This is a genomic window from Staphylococcus sp. KUGN1 (assembly GCF_045984185.1).
Lineage (GTDB): Bacteria > Bacillota > Bacilli > Staphylococcales > Staphylococcaceae > Staphylococcus > Staphylococcus warneri_A.
The window spans coordinates 478613-498171 of record NZ_JBJQIL010000001.1 but is presented as its reverse complement, the minus strand read 5'-3'; the positions used below and the strand labels follow the sequence as shown (position 1 = coordinate 498171).

The 19559-nt window shown below is 33.1% G+C and carries 20 protein-coding genes; 6 read left to right on the top strand and 14 right to left on the bottom strand.

Features of this window, described 5'->3' with window-relative positions; genetic code table 11:
• Positions 1 to 166 precede the first annotated feature (166 nt).
• The gene (locus ACJQQZ_RS02480; RefSeq protein WP_145506017.1) at positions 167 to 781 is read left to right on the top strand and encodes a YktB family protein; all 615 of its coding nucleotides are present in this window, start codon (positions 167 to 169) and stop codon (positions 779 to 781) included.
• A gap of 142 nt (positions 782 to 923) precedes the next feature.
• Positions 924 to 2270 (top strand): Nramp family divalent metal transporter, encoded by a 1347-nt coding sequence (locus ACJQQZ_RS02475; RefSeq protein ID WP_408023024.1) that lies wholly within the window; start codon positions 924 to 926, stop codon positions 2268 to 2270.
• 82 nt (positions 2271 to 2352) lie between these two features.
• On the opposite strand, the gene ACJQQZ_RS02470 is transcribed toward ACJQQZ_RS02475, so the two are convergent.
• The 13 genes from ACJQQZ_RS02470 to ACJQQZ_RS02410 all read right to left on the bottom strand — a co-directional run bounded on the left by ACJQQZ_RS02470 (position 2353) and on the right by ACJQQZ_RS02410 (position 14851).
• On the bottom strand, positions 2353 to 2856 hold the full coding sequence (locus ACJQQZ_RS02470; protein ID WP_145506011.1) for a DUF4064 domain-containing protein: 504 nt from the start codon (positions 2854 to 2856) through the stop codon (positions 2353 to 2355).
• A gap of 135 nt (positions 2857 to 2991) precedes the next feature.
• The gene (auxB, locus tag ACJQQZ_RS02465) at positions 2992 to 4131 is read right to left on the bottom strand and encodes a lipoteichoic acid stability factor AuxB (RefSeq protein ID WP_145506008.1); all 1140 of its coding nucleotides are present in this window, start codon (positions 4129 to 4131) and stop codon (positions 2992 to 2994) included.
• A 72-nt stretch (positions 4132 to 4203) separates the two neighbouring features.
• The gene (locus ACJQQZ_RS02460) at positions 4204 to 5277 is read right to left on the bottom strand and encodes an ABC transporter substrate-binding protein (RefSeq protein ID WP_145506005.1); all 1074 of its coding nucleotides are present in this window, start codon (positions 5275 to 5277) and stop codon (positions 4204 to 4206) included.
• Complete coding sequence (locus ACJQQZ_RS02455; RefSeq protein WP_145506002.1) at positions 5274 to 6086, bottom strand: ABC transporter permease; 813 nt, start codon at positions 6084 to 6086, stop codon at positions 5274 to 5276. The genes ACJQQZ_RS02460 and ACJQQZ_RS02455 overlap by 4 nt, the downstream gene beginning before the upstream one ends.
• Positions 6087 to 6091: 5 nt before the next feature.
• A complete protein-coding gene (locus ACJQQZ_RS02450) occupies positions 6092 to 6895 on the bottom strand; it encodes an ABC transporter permease (protein WP_002450683.1) in 804 nt (267 codons plus the stop codon).
• On the bottom strand, positions 6888 to 7982 hold the full coding sequence (locus tag ACJQQZ_RS02445; protein WP_145506000.1) for an ABC transporter ATP-binding protein: 1095 nt from the start codon (positions 7980 to 7982) through the stop codon (positions 6888 to 6890). The genes ACJQQZ_RS02450 and ACJQQZ_RS02445 overlap by 8 nt, the downstream gene beginning before the upstream one ends.
• 13 nt (positions 7983 to 7995) lie before the next feature.
• Positions 7996 to 8535 carry a helix-turn-helix domain-containing protein gene (locus ACJQQZ_RS02440; protein ID WP_002450685.1) on the bottom strand — a complete coding sequence of 180 codons (540 nt, stop codon included), beginning with the start codon at positions 8533 to 8535 and terminating at the stop codon, positions 7996 to 7998.
• A gap of 165 nt (positions 8536 to 8700) precedes the next feature.
• A complete protein-coding gene (locus tag ACJQQZ_RS02435; protein WP_002450686.1) occupies positions 8701 to 8976 on the bottom strand; it encodes a UPF0223 family protein in 276 nt (91 codons plus the stop codon).
• A gap of 195 nt (positions 8977 to 9171) precedes the next feature.
• Positions 9172 to 10578, bottom strand: coding sequence for a dihydrolipoyl dehydrogenase (gene lpdA, locus ACJQQZ_RS02430; protein WP_002450687.1), 1407 nt, complete (start codon positions 10576 to 10578; stop codon positions 9172 to 9174).
• Between the two features lie 4 nt (positions 10579 to 10582).
• Positions 10583 to 11893 (bottom strand): dihydrolipoamide acetyltransferase family protein, encoded by a 1311-nt coding sequence (locus tag ACJQQZ_RS02425; protein WP_145505998.1) that lies wholly within the window; start codon positions 11891 to 11893, stop codon positions 10583 to 10585.
• A 66-nt stretch (positions 11894 to 11959) separates the two neighbouring features.
• Positions 11960 to 12937, bottom strand: a complete 978-nt coding sequence (locus tag ACJQQZ_RS02420; protein ID WP_002450689.1) for an alpha-ketoacid dehydrogenase subunit beta — start codon at positions 12935 to 12937, stop codon at positions 11960 to 11962.
• A gap of 3 nt (positions 12938 to 12940) precedes the next feature.
• Positions 12941 to 14053, bottom strand: coding sequence for a pyruvate dehydrogenase (acetyl-transferring) E1 component subunit alpha (gene pdhA / locus ACJQQZ_RS02415; RefSeq protein ID WP_145505996.1), 1113 nt, complete (start codon positions 14051 to 14053; stop codon positions 12941 to 12943).
• Between the two features lie 171 nt (positions 14054 to 14224).
• The gene (locus tag ACJQQZ_RS02410) at positions 14225 to 14851 is read right to left on the bottom strand and encodes a YkyA family protein (protein ID WP_408023023.1); all 627 of its coding nucleotides are present in this window, start codon (positions 14849 to 14851) and stop codon (positions 14225 to 14227) included.
• Positions 14852 to 15430: 579 nt separating this feature from the next.
• On the opposite strand from ACJQQZ_RS02410, the gene def reads away from it, so the two are divergent.
• The 4 genes from def (at position 15431) to rnjA (ending at position 18800) form a co-directional block, all read left to right on the top strand.
• Positions 15431 to 15982, top strand: a complete 552-nt coding sequence (gene def, locus ACJQQZ_RS02405) for a peptide deformylase (protein WP_002450692.1) — start codon at positions 15431 to 15433, stop codon at positions 15980 to 15982.
• A gap of 343 nt (positions 15983 to 16325) precedes the next feature.
• The gene (locus ACJQQZ_RS02400) at positions 16326 to 16484 is read left to right on the top strand and encodes a hypothetical protein (protein ID WP_158256388.1); all 159 of its coding nucleotides are present in this window, start codon (positions 16326 to 16328) and stop codon (positions 16482 to 16484) included.
• Between the two features lie 409 nt (positions 16485 to 16893).
• The gene (locus ACJQQZ_RS02395) at positions 16894 to 17112 is read left to right on the top strand and encodes a DNA-dependent RNA polymerase subunit epsilon (RefSeq protein WP_002450694.1); all 219 of its coding nucleotides are present in this window, start codon (positions 16894 to 16896) and stop codon (positions 17110 to 17112) included.
• Positions 17112 to 18800, top strand: a complete 1689-nt coding sequence (gene rnjA, locus ACJQQZ_RS02390) for a ribonuclease J1 (protein ID WP_049423571.1) — start codon at positions 17112 to 17114, stop codon at positions 18798 to 18800. Before ACJQQZ_RS02395 ends, rnjA begins: the two co-directional genes overlap by 1 nt.
• 99 nt (positions 18801 to 18899) lie before the next feature.
• Here rnjA and ACJQQZ_RS02385 read toward each other — a convergent pair whose 3' ends face one another.
• The gene (locus tag ACJQQZ_RS02385) at positions 18900 to 19559 is read right to left on the bottom strand and encodes a potassium channel family protein (RefSeq protein ID WP_002450696.1); all 660 of its coding nucleotides are present in this window, start codon (positions 19557 to 19559) and stop codon (positions 18900 to 18902) included.

Here is a 19559-nt window from a genome sequence, read left to right as displayed (position 1 = left end):
GGTATCATCTCCTATTTATCTCTATTATACATGATTATGGTCTTGATTTTATATTTATAGGCTCCCCTATTTTTAACAATTTATGCATTCTTTTGAAACTGCAATTTAGAATTTTAATGCTTTGTTATGCTACAATAATTTTAATCATTATCCTAGGAGGCAAATCATGACTAAATACACATTTTCACCTAAAAATTTTGAAGCCTTTGATGTGGATGGCCTAGATGCTAGAATGGAAGCACTCAATGAGCATGTTAGACCGCAATTGCATCAATTAGGAGAGTATTTCACTGAATACTTTACAACTCAAACAGGTGAAACATTTTATCCTCACGTGGCAAAACATGCTAGAAGAAGTGTCAATCCACCTAAAGATACGTGGGTTGCATTTGCTCTAAATAAACGCGGCTACAAAATGTTACCTCATTTCCAAATCGGCTTATTTAGAGACCAATTATTTATAATGTTTGGTGTCATGCACGAAGCAAAAGATAAGGCTGAACGAGTTAAAATATTTGATAAACATTTTGATACGTTAAGAAACCTACCGTCAGATTATAGCATTTGTCTTGATCATATGAAGTCTGAAAAGACGCTTATCAAAGACTGTACTGATGTGCAATTACACGAAGCCATTGATCGTGTCAAAAATGTTAAAAAAGGTGAATTCTTCGTAGCTAGATCTATTACACCAGATGACCAAAGGTTAAAAACTGATAAAGCTTTTATTCAATTTGTTGAAGAAACATTTGATCAATTCTTAAAATTCTATTCTGCTTAAGTCAAAAGAGTTTCACGATATTTGAACCTGCGACATTCACTCATGTCCAGGTTTTTTGTTTCGTAAAATATTTTTAGGTTGACCTAAAAATAACATTAGGTTAATATATCAATATATTTTAAGTTAGAGGTGATTTTTGTTTATGAATAAGCAATCAGTCGACCAAGAACATCAAAAAAGCTTAGACGAAATTAATAATACGATTGATTTTGACTATAAAAGTAATTCAAGTCAAAAACTTTTGGCTTTCTTAGGACCTGGATTATTAGTCGCTGTGGGATATATGGATCCAGGTAACTGGATAACTTCTATGCAAGGTGGCGCACAATTTGGATATACCCTCCTATTTGTAATACTAATTTCTAGTTTAGCTGCAATGTTATTACAAAGTATGACAGTAAGATTGGGAATTGCTACGGGTAAAGATTTAGCTCAAATGACGCGACATTTTTTATCTAAACCCATCGCGATTATTTTCTGGATAATCGCAGAATTAGCTATCATTGCTATAGATATTGCCGAAGTTATTGGTAGTGCAATTTCACTTAATTTACTATTTAATATTCCATTGATAGTTGGCGCTTTAATTACAGTATGTGATGTATTTTTATTATTATTTATTATGAAATTTGGATTTAGAAAAATAGAAGCCATAGTAGGTACACTTATATTTACAGTTTTAGCCATTTTCACCTTTGAAGTTTATATTTCTTCACCTAATATATTGAATTTATTAAATGGCTTTGTACCACATACTGAAATCATTACGAATCAAGGTATCTTATATATTGCTTTAGGTATCGTAGGGGCAACTATTATGCCACACAATCTATATTTACATTCTTCTATTGTTCAATCTCGGAAATATGATAGAAATAACAATGAAGATAAAGCACAAGCCATTAAATATGCAACGATTGACTCCAACATCCAATTATCCGTTGCATTTGTAGTTAATTGCTTGCTATTAACACTGGGGGCAGCACTTTTCTTCGGTACTAACACTGATGAATTAGGTGGATTTTATGATTTATACCACGCTTTAAAAACACAACCATTATTAGGTGCAACATTAGGTGGTGTCATGAGTACCTTATTTGCAGTTGCTTTACTTGCTTCAGGACAAAACTCAACAATTACAGGGACATTAGCAGGTCAGATTTTAATGGAAGGTTTCTTGAGATTACGTATACCTAATTGGCTCCGTCGTCTCATCACACGTTCTTTAGCTGTTATTCCCGTTATTATATGCTTAATCATCTTTAATGGTAATGCCGCCAAAATTGAACAATTATTAGTATTCTCACAAGTATTTTTAAGTATAGCGTTACCTTTTAGTTTAATACCACTGCAATTAGCAACTAGTAATAAAAAGTTAATGGGACCATTTATTAATAAAACATGGGTTAATATTATTTCATGGTCACTTATCATTATTTTAAGTATCTTGAATGTCTACCTCATTATCCAGACGTTCCAAGAATTGTAAAATCATAACTTTAATAAAAACCGGTTGAATGCCTTAGCATTTCAACCGGTTTTTGATATATCATGATACTTGTATAAATTTATTAATAGGTATATGGTTTGTCCTTTTGTTGATGTTCTTTTAATTCTTTTTCAGGATCCCACTCATCTTTCTTATAAATATCCTCTTGATGATTATTTACAGCATGGTCAGTTTTAGGTCTCTGTTGATTAGATTTTGTTAATAGCATAATACCTGCAATGAACCATAAAATCATAGCTATGATATTCGTTGCCATAATACCAACCACTGCTGCAGCAATTAATAAACTGGCTCCCAATTTATGTCTGCCTTTTACTGTTAATGCACCAACAATACCTAAAATAGTAGAAAATGCAAGCACACCCATAGATAAGGCGATCGAAGCAGTAAGCATCTCCATCGACATTTCTTGATTTCCGCCCATCATTTGATTAACCATTTCCTTATTTTGAGATGCACCACTTCCTGATTTCATCGCAAAATAACCTATGATTACAAATAGTAAATATAAACTACTTAAACCATTTGCTATCCATGCTAATATCAATTCAGTTTTTCTTTTCATTACAGTACCTCCTTTAACTCTTACATTAATCATACTAAAAACTATCTTTACATGCTATTCAATATCATAAAAATCTATTTATAACAAAAAATACCAAAAGTGAATGTTAATTATCACTTTTGGTATTGTAATTAATTATTTTTGATTGTCATTTTCGTCAATTTTTTGATGATCTTGTTTCACTTGATCTCTCATATCTTTTTCCGTATCACCAAACATTTGACGACGTTCTTCATAGTTCATTCTTCTTTGACTAACCGCACTCGGTTGATTCTTACGTTTTTCTTTCATACGTTGATTATATGCTTTACGCTTTTCTTTCTTCTTAGCACGAATTTCAGCTTTTTCTCGTTTGCGTTGCGCTTTAAGCTCTTTAGGATCAACTTGAGGTTCTTCATTATATTGATTAGATGACTCTACATCATCTTGCTCATGATATACATCTTGATTATTTGTAGAAGCCTTATCTGAAGATGACTTTTTATTATATTTTGCTTGACGTGATAATATTGTCGGTTCTTCATCGTGCTCACTATCATCTGAACGATATTCACTTTCTACAGCACGTTTAGGGAACTGTTCATATTTATCATCATATGATTCTTGTTCGTTTTGTATTTGATCTGTTGAACCTGTTGTTGTGTCAAATGCTTGTTCTTTACGCTCCATGCTACGACGTGATGGACGTCTACGCTGTTGTGGCTCTTCAACTGGTTCACTTTCAGTTTCATTATGATGCGCATGAGCTTCTTGTTCTGGCATTTCCTCATATGGTTGATAACCATATCCACCATTATAATAGCTCGGTACTGTTTCAACCTTATTCTTTCTAACAAACATCATAATAGCAATGATGAAGAATAAAATTGGAATAATTAATGTTACTACAAGTAATACTAAAGGTATCGTGATGATTGCAGATAACAAGAATAAGAAACCAGATAGAATTCTAATGTTCATAGAAATTAAAGCTAAAAATGAAATCAATAAACAAACGATGAAATACACTATAATAGCCCAAACACCATTTTGTAACCATATCACAAATTGTGTAGTACTTAAGCTATTATTTGCTAATACTTGTTGAATAAGATCATTATTATTTAATGTATTCTCTAAGTTAGCAATAGATGTATCATTACTAAATGACACTAAAGCTATAAACATCGTGACTATTGTCAAAATTAATAAGAATACCCAACTAAGCCACCCTAAAACCTTTTCTGTTAGTCGACTGACTGGACGTTTAATTTGAGTATATTGCTCTCCTGTCATTCGTTACAACTCCTTACTTTACTTATCAAGTTATTATATCGAATATAACAAAAAATAACTACCATTTTCATTTTACTTTAACGACATTTTAAAATTTAAAAAACTTTCGTTATAATCACTTAAAGTATCTTGACCTAAATCTTGATATACTTCCAATCTTTGTTGTTCTTTTTTAGTTGGATAAAATCGATGATCGTTTCTAATATCTTTTGGTAACATCTTTCTTGCTTCTTTATTTGGTGTAGCATAACCTACCCATTCAGTATTCTGCTTATTATTTTTTTCATCTAGAAGAAAATTCATAAAGCGATATGCGCCTTCTTTATTTTGTGCCGTTTTAGGTATTACCATATTATCAAACCATAAATTTGATCCTTCTTTTGGAATAACATAATTGTATTTGTCACCTTCTTGAACTAATGGTGCTGCGACTCCACTCCATACAACTGCTATACTTCCTTCGTTTTGTTCAAGCATCATTGTGATTTCATCACCTACAACTCCTCTGACTTGTGGCGCTAAATGATGTAAATCAGATTCCGCTTTTTTGATATGTTGTGGATTTTTATCATTCAAACTATATCCTAATTTATTAAGTCCCAAACCTATTATTTCTCGAGCACCATCAACTAATAATACTTCATTTTTATATTTAGATTTATACAAGTCTTGCCAACTATTAAATGACTCATTAGGGTACTTATCTTTATTATATAATATTCCAACTGTTCCAAAGAAATATGGCAATGAATATTGATTATGTCGGTCATATGGCATATTCATATAATCTGAATCTAAATTTTTAATATTAGGGATTTTCTTATGATCTAATGGTTCTAATAAATGTGCACGTTTTAATTTTTGCACTGTATATTCGCTTGGAAAAGCGACATCATAATGTGTGCCTCCATTACGAATTTTAGCTTCCATAGCTTCATTCGAATCAAATGTTTCATAAACCACTTGGATACCTGTTTCTTTTTCAAACTTTTTAATGAGGCTTGGGTCAATATATTCTCCCCAATTATAGACATAAATTTTTTGATTAGTGTCTGTATTTTCTTTCGATTTAAACCATTGACTTATACCTAAACATAAAACACCGACAATAATTGACACCAAAATCAATTGTAAAAATCGTTTCATGTATTGACACCTCGTTTCGGATGCTTTTTACGTTGAACGAGGTGTTGAATTGCATAGTAACCAATAACACCTACCACGATTACACCGAATAAAATTGTTGAAATTGCATTAATTTCCATGCTTATACCTTTTCTAGCCATTGCATAAACTTCTACGGATAATACACTGAATCCATTACCTGTTACGAAGAAACTCACTGTAAAATCATCTAGTGAATAAGTTAATGCCATAAAGAAACCACCGATGATCGCTGGCATAATATTCGGTATAACCACACTACTTAATAATTGCGATTCTGTAGCACCTAAGTCTCTAGCAGCATTCAACATGCTATCATTCATTTCATATAATTGTGGCAATACAACAATAACAACAATTGGAATACAAAATGCGATATGAGATGCTAACACTGTCCAAAATCCAAGGCCTAATCCTGTAAAATGACCAATTGCAGTAAACATAATTAAAAATGATGCACCAATAACAACATCTGAAGATACCATAAGCACATTATTGAGCGTTAATAACGTGACTTTAAACTGTTTATGTCTCAAATGATATATTGCAATCGCACCAAATGTTCCAATCAATGTAGAAATTGCTGCTGCTATTAATGCGACGGCAACAGTATTAAATATGACTGACATTAATTTATCATTTTGGAATAAGGTTTGATAATGTTCTAGTGTGAAATGTTCAAAATTAACCATATTACCTGCTGAATTAAACGAATATACCATTAAAAATAATATAGGTATATATAATACAGCTATTAATATACCTATATATAGCTTGCCATACCATTTCACACGACTCACCCTTTCCTATGATTAGATTTTGATTTTGTCATAATTAAAATAAATGCCATAAAAATGATTAGGAATAACGCTATTGTTGAACCCATACCATAATTTTGAATAGTTAAGAATTGTTCTTCGATAGCTGTACCAATATTGATTACTTTATTACCAGCGATTAAACGCGTAATCATGAATAGTGATAATGCAGGTATAAAGGTCACTTGAACACCAGTCATAACGCCTTCCCTCGTTAGTGGCACAATCACTTTACCAAATGTTGTCAGAGGATTAGCGCCTAAATCACTTGATGCTTGTAGTAAATTATTAGGGATTGCTTTCATACTATTAAAGATTGGTAATATCATAAATGGTATATAGATATAACTTGATACTACTATGAATGCGCCTGCTGTAAATAACATATTAATTGGAGATAGATTAAAGATGTTAAATAATTGATTGATTAATCCATCATGACTTAACAAACCAATAAATGCATATGTTTTTAATAATAAGTTAATCCATGTAGGAATAATCATAATCATCAATAGTAAATTCTGATATTTAGATTGAGCGATATAATAAGCTGCTGGATAACTTATCAATAACGTGACAAGCGTAATAATCACAGCAAATAAGATAGAATCAGCAAACATTTTTAAATAACTCAATGTAAAAATATTTTCATAGTTAGTTAAGCTAAAATGACCTTGATTATCTAAAAAAGAATAATAAACAAGCAATACTACTGGAATAATTATGAATAGTACCATCCAAATCAAGTATGGAATGAGCAATAAACGATTAGTATTACGCATTTTCAACATCCTCATAACTTTCAATTCGTTTATCAAACTCTTCTTCTGTTTCACCTGGTACCATGATGTGAATTGCTTCTGGCTCAAAGTATAAGCCAACTTCACTACCTACTTCAGCTTTACGTGTTGATTGGATAACCCATTCATATCCCTTTCGATCAACCACACAAATTTCGTAATGTACACCTCTAAAGAGCATAGAATCTACTTTTACTTGGAACAAACCTTTATCTGCTTCAATCAATGAAATATCTTCAGGACGAATCACAACTTCTACTTTTTTATTTGCAGGTATCCCCATATCTACACAATCAAAATCTTGACCATAAATATTTACAACATAATCTTCTACCATTCGACTTTCTACAATATTAGATTCTCCAATAAAATCAGCTACGAAACGGTTGACTGGCTCGTCATAAATATCGTTTGGTGTTCCAAATTGTTGAATTTTACCATCTTTCATAACAAAAATATAATCACTTAAAGCTAGTGCTTCTTCTTGATCATGTGTAACAAAAATAAATGTAATTCCTAAACGTGATTGTAATTCTCTTAGTTCATATTGCATTTCAGTTCTTAATTTTAAATCTAAAGCTGAGAGAGACTCATCTAGTAATAGAATTTCTGGTTCATTAACAATGGCTCTAGCGATAGCTACACGCTGTTTTTGACCACCACTCATGCCATTAATATTACGGTCTTCATAACCTGATAGCTTAACAAGTCGAAGTGCTTCTTCTACCTTTGCTTTAATAGCGTTTTTACTCATTTTCTTTAATTTCAAACCGTAGGCGATGTTCTCGAACACATTAAGATGAGGAAACAAGGCATAATCTTGGAAAACGGTATTTACTTTACGTTTGTTTGGGGGTAATTTTCCAATTGGCTTATTTTGATAAATCACTTCTCCTTGGTCAGGATACTCAAAGCCGGCAATTAATTTTAAAATGGTTGTTTTACCACAACCTGAAGGTCCTAATAATGTATAAAAATGACCTGATTCTATGTCTATATCAATTTCATTTAATATTTGAACGTCATCATATCCTTTGCTTACGCCTTTAAACGATAATAATGGTGCCAATATTCACAACTCCTTATAAATATGATGCTGTTGCAACAATTAATATTTTCACTTCCTGCTTTCCTTCATTAAAAAGACGATGATCATCATTTGCTTTAAAGTAAAACACATCTTCTTTACTGGCATGATAACAAACATTACCTAATTGCAATGTCACTTGTCCTTGTAAACAATAAACGAATGTATCCGATTCTGAAGGGTTAAATGTTTTATACGATGCACCTGGTTTCAATGTTAAAAGTAGTGGTTCCATCTCAAATTCATTAGATTTAGTAACTAGCCAATTTAGAATATAGCCTCTATCGTATTCATCATAGATGACTTGCTCTTCTTTTTTATAAATGACTTTTTGTTGTTCTGTTTCTTTAAAGAAATCACTAGCCGATGTTCCTAGAACCTCTAAGATATTTAGAAATGTTTCCATACTAGGCGATGCATTTTGACTTTCAATCTGGGATATGTATCCTTTAGATAGATCTGTTCTTTCTGCCAATTCCTCTTGTGTTAAATTTTTAATTTTTCTCAGATTTTTTAATTTATATCCTATTTCCATAATGAAACCACCTAAAAAGAGCTATATTAAGTTTACTTTTATCAAACATTTTGTTTAACGCTTAATAAAAATACCAAAATATAGCTCTACAATCAATACTTTTTATTGTTTTAAGACAAACATTTTATATTCATAACATTTTGCTTTTTGTTTAGTCAGTTTTACTTAAGATTTTGCAGAAAAAACTTGTTGATCAGGGTTCTTATTTACCTCTTGGACTACCTTATAGCTATTATAACCACTACTTTTTTCAAATTCTTTAAAAAGTTGCTTCTCTTCAGCTTTACCAGGCACAATTTGTTTGAAATTTTGATAAGCTTTTTTAACTGCTTCACCTTTAACTGATGATTCATAATAGTTCTCAATTTTATTAAAGAAATGAATGACATCCATCATTTCGTCATTTGTCCAATCTAAATCTAATGGGTATTGATATTCCAAGTTGATTCACTCCTATAGTTTAATTAGATTACAGAATTAGTGTATCTGAGATGATTTAAACTGACAAATCGTTTATCAATGATAAGCCCATATAGACTAATATTCATAAGTGAGTATCATTAACTTTATTGTAATAAAACAACAAAAAAACTGGCAACAAGTACTGTTGCCAGTTTAATTTAACGTCATGTTAAATTACATAGTATGGATTGGGTAGCCAATTGCTTTTTCAGCTGCTTCCATAGACATTTCACCTAAAGTTGGGTGAGCATGTACAGTTAATGCAATATCTTCAGCATTCATACCTGATTCGATTGCTAAACCTAATTCAGAAATAATATCTGAAGCGCCAGTACCTACTACTTGAGCACCAATTAATGTGTCATCTTCTTTAAGTGTAATTAATTTAACGAAACCGTTTGTATCATCTAATGATAATGCACGGCCGTTAGCTGCATAAGGGAATTTAGAAGCTTTAATTGATAAACCTTCTTCTTTCGCTTGAGCTTCAGTATAACCTACTTGAGCTAATTCTGGTTCAGTGAAGCATACTGCAGGCATACCAATGTAATCAACTTCTGCTGCTTGTCCATCAATAGCTTCTGCAGCTACTTTTGCTTCATAGCTTGCTTTATGAGCAAGAGGTAATCCTGGAACGATATCACCAATTGCATAGATATTATTGATTGAAGTACGGCTTTGTTTATCAACTTCGATTAATCCGCGTTCACCAAATTTAAGACCTAATTCTTCTAAGCCTAATTCATCAGTATTTGGACGACGACCTACAGTTACTAATACATAATCCGCTTCGATAGTTTGCTCTTCACCTTTAGCTTCATAAGTAACTTTTACGCCATTTTCAGTTTCTTCAGCTGATTTAGCCATTGCTTCAGTAACGATTTCGATACCTTTTTCTTTCATGCCTTTTTTAACTGGTTGAGTCATTTGTTTCTCAAAGCCACCTAAGATATCTTTAGCACCTTCAAGAATAGTCACTTCAGAACCAAAGTTAGCAAATGCAGTACCAAGTTCTGAACCGATATAACCGCCACCAACTACTACTAATTTACCAGGTACTTCTTGTAAGTTTAATGCACCTGTTGAATCGATAACACGGTTACCAAATTCAAAATTAGGAATTTCAATTGGTCTAGAACCAGTTGCAATAATTGCATTTTTGAAATTGTAAGTTTGAGCACTCTTTTCGTCCATTACGCGTAAGCTATTGTTATCAACAAAGTAAGCTTCGCCTTTAACGATTTCAACTTTATTACCTTTTAATAATCCTTCAACCCCACCAGTTAATTTATTAACAACTGATGATTTGAACTCTTGAACTTTTTCATAGTTTAAAGAAACACTTTCAGCAATTACCCCTAAGTTTTCTGAATGTTGTGCTTCAACAAAACGATGAGATGCGTGTAATAAAGCTTTTGAAGGAATACAACCAACGTTTAAGCAAACGCCACCTAAATTACCTTTCTCAACGATTGTTACTTTTTGTCCAAGTTGCGCTGCACGAATTGCTGCAACATAACCTCCAGGACCTGCTCCGATTACAATAGTATCTGTTTCAATTGGGAAATCTCCAACTACCATCTTTTTACCCCTCCATTAATAATAATTCTGGATTATTTAATAAACGCTTGATGTGATTCATAGCATTTTGTCCAGTTGCACCATCAATTTGTCTGTGGTCAAAGCTTAATGATAATGCAAGAACTGGAGCAGCTACAATTTCTCCATCTTTAACAATCGGTTTTTGAGCGATACGCCCAATTCCTAAGATAGCTACTTCTGGGTGATTAATAACTGGAGTGAACCATTGTCCACCAGCTGAACCGATATTACTGATTGTACATGTTGCACCTTTCATTTCATCAGATGTTAATTTACCATCACGTGCTTTTACAGCAAGTTCGTTAATTTCATCTGAGATTTGGAAGATTGATTTACGATCTGCATGTTTAACAACAGGCACTAATAAACCTCTGTCTGTATCTGCAGCGATACCAATGTTCCAATAGTGTTTGTGTACAATCTCTCCAGCTTCTTCATTAAATGATGTATTAAGTGCTGGATATTTTTTAAGTGCAGAAACAAGTGCTTTCACTACATATGGTAAGAAAGTAAGTTTTGTACCTTGTTCAGCTGCGATTTCTTTGAATTTCTTACGGTGATCCCATAATTGTTGAACATCAATTTCATCCATTAATGTAACATGTGGTGCTGTGTGTTTAGAATTAACCATTGCTTTGGCAATTGCTTTACGCATAGCTGGGATTTTTTCAGTTGTTTCTGGGAAGTCGCCTTCTGGTACTGATGATTGAGTTGCTGCTGTAGTTGTAGTCTCTTCAGAAGTACTTGCTGCACTTTCATTAGATGTTGCTTGAGTAGCGCCACCGTTTAAGTGTGCGTCAATATCTTCTTTTATGATTCGACCATTTTTACCAGAACCAGCAACTGCTTTAATATTCACGCCATTGTCACGTGCATATTTACGTACTGAAGGCATTGCTTTAATTGTTCTATTTTCATCAACTTCAGCATCTTGAGTGTTTGCTGCAGGTTGACTTTCTTGTGATGAAGCACTTTCTTCTTTTGCTGCTTCTTCTTTTGGTTCTTCACTTGATGAATCATCACTGTGATTACCTTTGAATTGCATTTCTTCAGCATCTGGTGCATCAATTTTAACAATAATGTCACCGACAACTGCTACTGTACCCTCATCTACTAATACTTCTTCAACTGTACCACTTACTGGTGAAGGGATTTCTACAACAGATTTGTCATTTTGGACTTCTGCTAAGACATCATCTTCTTCAATTGTATCTCCAGCTTTTACAAACCATTTTACAATTTCACCTTCGTGGATACCTTCCCCGATGTCGGGTAATCTAAATTCAAATGCCACGGTCTTTTTCCTCCTAAGATTTTCTTAATAAAGAAATCACTTTTTAATTTAAACTTTATTTAAAGATTAAAACTCTAAAGTTGCTTTTGCTTTTTCTACAATATCATTTTTGTTTGGTAACCAAACATTTTCAGCTTGAGTAAATGGATATACTGTATCTGCTGCTGCTACACGTGCAATAGGTGCTTCTAATGAAAGAATTGTACGTTCAGCTAATTCAGCTGCAACTTGTGCACCAACACCTGCTTGACGTTGAGCTTCTTGAACGACTACAGCTCTGTTCGTTTTTTCAACTGAAGCAACTAATGTATCGATATCAATTGGTTGAACTGTACGTAAATCAATCACTTCAACTGAATAACCTTCTTTTTCTAATTCTTCAGCTGCTTTTAATGATTCTTGTACCATTGCACCGTATGCGATTAAAGTAATGTCATTACCCTCTTTTTTCACATTAGCTTTTCCAATATCAATTGTGTATTCTTCTTCAGGAACTTCTTCTCTGAATGAACGATATAATTTCATATGCTCTAAATATACAACTGGATCATTACTTCTAATTGAAGAAATTAATAATCCTTTAGCATCATATGGGCCTGATGGGATAACCACTTTCAAACCAGGAGATTGAGCTAAAATACCTTCTAAATTATCTGCGTGCAATTCTGGTGTATGCACACCGCCACCAAATGGGCTACGAATAGTTACAGGTGCAGTTTTAGAACCACCTGAACGGAAACGAGTACGTGCAATTTGTCCAGCTACTGAGTCAAATACTTCAAATACGAATCCTAAGAATTGGATTTCCATTACAGGACGGAAACCTTCAACAGCTAAACCTAAAGCTAAGCCACCAATTCCTGATTCTGCAAGTGGTGTATCGAATACACGATCTTCACCAAATTCTTTTTGTAAACCTTCAGTAACACGGAATACACCGCCGTTAACACCAACGTCTTCACCGAAAACTAAAACGTCTTCGTCATTTTTAAGTTCAGTTTTAAGCGCATCATTAATCGCTTGAACCATTGTCATTTGTGCCATGGCTTACTTCGACTCCTTCTCTTTGTAAATTTCATATTGTTCTTCTAAATTTTGAGGCATTTCTTCATACATAATTTCCATTAGAGAAGTAACAGTTTGTTTTTCTGTTTTGTCGGCCTCTTTAATAGCTGCTTTGATGTCTGATTTAGCACGTTCAATAACTTCATTTTCTTTGTCTTCATTCCAAAGACCTTTATTTTCTAAGAATTTTCTGAAACGAACTAATGGATCTTTTTTCTCCCATTCTGCGTCTTCATCTGAAGTTCTGTAACGTGTAGGGTCGTCACCAGCCATAGTATGTGGTCCGTAACGATATGTCATTGTTTCGATTAATGTTGGGCCTTCACCTGCAACTGCACGTTCACGAGCTTCTTTAGTAGCTTGATATACTGCTAATGCATCCATACCATCAACTTGGATACCAGGGATACCAACAGCAATTGCTTTTTGAGCTAATGAAGTTGCTGCAGTTTGTTTACTACGTGGTGTTGAAATCGCGTAGTTGTTATTTTGAATAACAAAAATTGCTGGTGCTTTATATGCTGAAGCAAAGTTAATACCTTCATAGAAGTCACCTTGAGATGAACCACCATCACCAGTATAAGTAATTGCAACTGCATTTTTGCCTCGTTTTTTAAGACCAAACGCAACACCTGCTGTTTGAACATACTGTGCACCGATAATGATTTGTGGACTCAGTGCATTCACACCCTCAGGGAATTGGTTACCTTTAAAGTGGCCTCTTGAGAATAAGAATGCTTCAGTTAAAGGTAAACCATGCCAAATAATTTGTGGCACATCACGATAACCAGGAAGAATAAAATCTTCTTTTTCTAACGCATATTGAGATGCTAATTGTGATGCTTCTTGTCCAGCTGTTGGTGCATAGAAACCTAAACGACCTTGTCTATTTAAAGAAATAGAGCGTTGATCAAGAATACGTGTCCATACCATTCTTTCCATTAATTCTACTAATTCTTCATCTGTTAAATCAGGTACTAAGTCTTCATTTACAACGTTGCCATCTACGTCTAAAATTTGAACCATTTCAAATTTCGACTGTGTGTCATTTAGTACTTTTACTGCATCGAATTGGGCTTGTAACTTAGGAGCCATTCAATTCACCATACCTTTCCCATATATAAATAGAAATTCATTTTATCCATAACAATTGTATCACAAATAAATAAGCCTGTTAAACGATTTCATAAAGTTCTGTTTCATAAAAAAAGATACAGACACAAGAACTGTACTACTACATTCTTCACATCTGTATCAGTCAAGGAATTATTTTAATTGATCTACATCTTGCTTTTCCTTATTTACCTTATTCATCGCTTTTGAATACGCTTTAAACTTCTTGTTCATGTCTTTATATGCATTGCCTAATTCTTTTGATTTTTCATCTACTTGGTCTTGTGTTGCACCATCTTTATTGATGAAACTAAACAGTGATTTTTCTTTTCCAAGCGCTTTTTTGTAAGCCTTTGCATAATCGCTATGTGATTTATATTTATCTTTAATTGCTTTATCTAATTCTTCAACTTCTTTTTTCTTATCTTTATTATCGATATTATCGATATGTGATTCTGCCTTTTTAAATTCTTTTTCAGAATCGTCTAACGCCTTTTCTTCTTTCTTAAATTCCTTTTCACGTTTTTCTACATTTTCAACAATGTCATCCGCTGCTTTTTCTCTTGTTTGTTGGTCTTTCTCGTTAGCCTTTTTAAATAACTTTTGTTTTTCTTCTTCTAATTTATTAATTTTTTTACTCACATTTGCAACTGGTTTCTCTTTATCAAAAGCATTTTGGACTTGTTCATCATATGCTTTAATTTCTTTTTTATCTGTTGTACATCCAGCTAATAACACTGCCGATGTTGCAACAACCGCTATTGTTTTGTTTAATTTCATTTCTGTATCCTCCTCAAAGTTGTACGCTTGTTATCATAAATAAATCTCTCTCATAAATCAATGAAATTGGATAAGCGTCTGATCTCTGTTTAATTACTAATCATTAGAGGTTGAGACATAAAGTTTTTGTGCTTCTGGGAAACCGATTAACGGCGTCCCAAAAGCAGGATTATCGGCAGAAGGGAACCAACATAGAGAAATTGGTATTCCAATTTCTGCAAATAATGCAAGTTGGGCAAACGCTCACGATCCGACAAAATTTGGAAAACCATTCAAATGAACAAACTCAACTATTGAGTTTGTAAGAACTACTAACCTATGAATAAGGAAGTAGTTCTTTATCATCGTTCGGTTCTGCTCAAATCCTAAACGCTTTTGTCCCGACCTCTTATAATTCACACATATATCAGGTTGACGTATCTTTCTATTCAATTTTTAATGTCACTTTCTAAACACATAATATGTCATGTGTATTCTTATTTTAACTTTTATTTTCATTTTCTACTAATAATCTAATTTACTTCAATGTACTTCTACCTATTATATTTGGTATATTTGTAGTTAAGGAAGGTGTCAGACATGATAACAATGAAAGATATAATAAGAGATGGTCATCCTACACTTCGTGAAAAAGCTCAAGAATTAAGTTTTCCTTTATCAAATGAAGATAAAGAAACATTAAAAGCTATGCGAGAGTTTTTAATCAATAGTCAAGATGACGACATCGCTAAAAAATATGGTTTACGCTCAGGTGTAGGTTTAGCTGCACCACAAATTAATGTATCAAAAAGAATGATTGCCGTGTATTTACCAGATGACGGAAATGGAAAATCTTATGATTACATGCTAGTTAATCCAAAAGTGATGAGTTACAGTGTTCAAGAAGCCTATTTACCAACTGGTGAAGGTTGTCTAAGTGTAGACGAAAATATCCCAGGTTTAGTTCATCGTCATAATAGAGTTACAATTAAAGCTCAAGATATCGATGGTAATGACGTTAAATTACGTTTAAAAGGCTATCCTGCTATCATTTTCCAACACGAAATTGATCATTTAAATGGTATTATGTTCTATGATCATATTGATGATGCTAATCCATTAGCACCGCATCCAGATGCAGTAGAAGCATAATTTGATTTAAGAGTCTAGGACATAAATCCCAAAAATAATAGCACAAAGATGATTTGAAATTGCAAATCACCTTTGTGCTTCTTTTTATATTCAATACTTCGTTTTGTATGACTTCGCTATGCCCAACTTGCATCACTTGTAGAAACTGATTAAATCAGTTTCTTTGTGTTGGGTCCCTACCTAGGGTGCCGTCTCAGCCTCGGTCTTCGACTGGCACTGCTCCCTCAGGAGTCTCGTCAACAATACTACGTATTAATGTGTTATTTTACATTAAAATACAAAAAAATATGGCCCTTTCGTATAATTTAATAAATACCAATAAACTAAATCAACGAGGTGCCTTATGTATAAAGATTATAACATGTCTCAACTTACACTACCAATGGAAATTTCAATCCTTATCCCTAAAAACGATATTTCCCGATATGTAAATGAAATCGTTGAAACCCTCCCAGATGATGAATTCAATCACCATCGTGGTGTTACATCAACGTGTAAATAATTTCGATACTGCGACTAAAGTTAAATATTGTTTTTCTCTATTCTAAATACAGATTAAAAGTTCTTACTATTATATGTGTCTGTTCGCTCACTTAATGATAAAACTGCTTTATTTCTTTTAGTACATCATGTAAAATATACATTAACTGAAATCTTAGTGAATTAATCCTATTTTTCAAAATTTGAACGACATGATTTCCCTGGAAAACATACTCGGCAGTGAAATTAAATAATTATAGTTATATATTTATTTAGATTAGCTAGTATGTCTATTATTAAATTTAAATACACATACTTTTATTGAAGAACAATATCAAAGACAAAATCTGATTTCTATCTTTAATAACCCGAGCTATCAACCACGGGACTTGAATAAATATTAAAAACAATCCTTAGGAGGAATTATATCAATGGCAGTATTTAAAGTATTCTATCAACATAATAAAGATGAAGTAATCGTGCGTGAAAATACGCAAACGATTTATGTTGAAGCACAAACTGAAGAACAAGTAAGACGTTATTTAAAAGACCGTAATTTTAATATCGAATTTATCACTAAATTAGAGGGCGCACATTTAGATTACGAAAAAGAACATTCAGATCATTTTAATGTGGAGAATGCTGAATAATGAAGCAATTACATCAAAATGAAGTAGGTGTATATGCACTTGGTGGTTTAGGTGAAGTAGGTAAAAACACATATGCTATCGAGTACAAAAATGAAATCGTGATTATTGATGCAGGGATTAAATTCCCAGATGATAATCTACTAGGAATTGATTATGTAATTCCTGATTACACTTACTTAGAACAGAACCAAGATAAAATCGTTGGTCTGTTTATCACTCATGGACACGAAGATCATATAGGTGGTGTGCCCTTCCTATTAAAGCAAATTAATGTACCTATTTACGGTGGTCCATTAGCTTTAGGTTTGATTAGAAACAAATTAGAAGAACATAATTTATTACGTACCGCTCAATTAAACGAAATTAATGAGGATAGTGTGATTAAATCCAAACACTTTGAAATATCATTCTATCTAACAACACACAGTATCCCTGAAGCCTATGGTGTTATTGTCGATACACCTGAAGGTAAAATTGTTCATACTGGTGACTTTAAATTTGATTTCACACCTGTAGGTGAACCAGCAAATATTGCAAAAATGGCTAAATTAGGTGAAGAAGGCGTACTTTGTCTGCTTTCTGATTCTACAAATGCATTAGTTCCGGACTTTACGCTTAGTGAACGAGAAGTAGGACAAAATGTTGATAAAATTTTCCGTAATTGTAAAGGTCGTATCATTTTCGCGACATTTGCTTCGAATATCTATCGTGTTCAACAAGCTGTTGAAGCAGCAGTTAAGCATAATAGAAAAATTGTTACATTTGGTCGTTCAATGGAAAATAATATTAAAATAGGTATGGAGCTCGGATACATTAAAGCCCCACCAGAAACATTTGTAGAACCTGGAAAAATCAATAATATCCCTAAACATGAATTACTTATTTTATGTACTGGTTCTCAAGGTGAACCAATGGCAGCATTATCTCGTATCGCTAATGGTACACATAAACAAATCAAGATTATCCCAGAAGATACTGTCGTATTTAGTTCATCACCTATTCCAGGTAATACTAAGAGTATAAATCGTACAATTAACGCTTTATATAAAGCTGGTGCAGATGTTATTCATAGTAAAATTTCTAACATCCATACTTCTGGACATGGATCACAAGGCGATCAACAATTGATGTTACGTTTAATCCAACCTAAATACTTCTTACCTATTCATGGTGAGTATCGTATGCTCAAAGCACATGGTGAAACTGGTGTTGATTGTGGCGTTGACGAAGATAACGTCTTTATCTTCGATATCGGAGATGTACTTGCTTTAACTCATGATTCAGCACGTAAAGCAGGTAGAATTCCATCAGGTAATGTACTTGTTGATGGTAGTGGTATTGGTGATATCGGTAATGTTGTTATTAGAGACCGTAAATTATTATCTGAAGAAGGCCTAGTTATTGTTGTTGTAAGCATTGACTTCAACACAAACACATTACTTTCTGGTCCTGATATCATTTCACGTGGCTTTGTGTACATGCGTGAATCTGGTCAACTAATTTATGATGCTCAACGTCGTATTAAAACTGATGTTATTTCTAAATTAAACCAAAATAAAGACATTCAATGGCATCAAATTAAATCATCAATTATTGAAACTTTACAACCATACTTATTTGAAAAAACAGCTCGTAGACCAATGATCTTACCTGTCATTATGAAAGTTAATGAAGATAAAAAGAAATAATATTAAAATATCCCATAAGCAACTATCATTCTAATGATATGGCTTATGGGATTTCTTTATAAAAAAAGGTTTAGCCAAGATCATTGACTAAACCTTTTTTTATTTAGCTATATTCTTTTCAAATCGACCTAAGTCATTATCATGACCAATCATGATTAGGATATCACCAATTTCAATATTTAAATTTGGATCTGGTGACACAATAAACTGCTTACCTCTTTTAATCGCAATAATATTAATGCCATATTGCGCACGAATATCTAAATCAATAATTGTTTGGCCAGTCATTTTTTCAGTAGCTTTTAATTCAACAATAGAGTGTTCATCTGCTAATTCTAGATAATCGAGCACACTCGCACTAGCCACATTGTGTGCAATACGACGGCCCATATCACGTTCTGGATGGACAACCGTATCCGCACCTATTTTATTTAATATTTTAGCATGATAATCATTTTGTGCTTTGGCAGTTACCTTTTTAACACCTAATTCTTTTAAAATAAGTGTTGTTAATGTACTAGATTGAATATTTTCACCGATAGCAACAATAACATGGTCAAAGTTTCTTATTCCCAAACTTTTCATGACTGCTTCATCAGTAGTATCCGCTACTACAGCATGCGTCGCAATATCACTATATTCATTAACTCTGTTCTCATCACTATCAATGGCCATAACATCCATATCTAAGGCGTTAAGCTCTCTAACAATACTGCCACCAAAGCGTCCTAAACCAATTACTACGTATTCCTTTTCCAT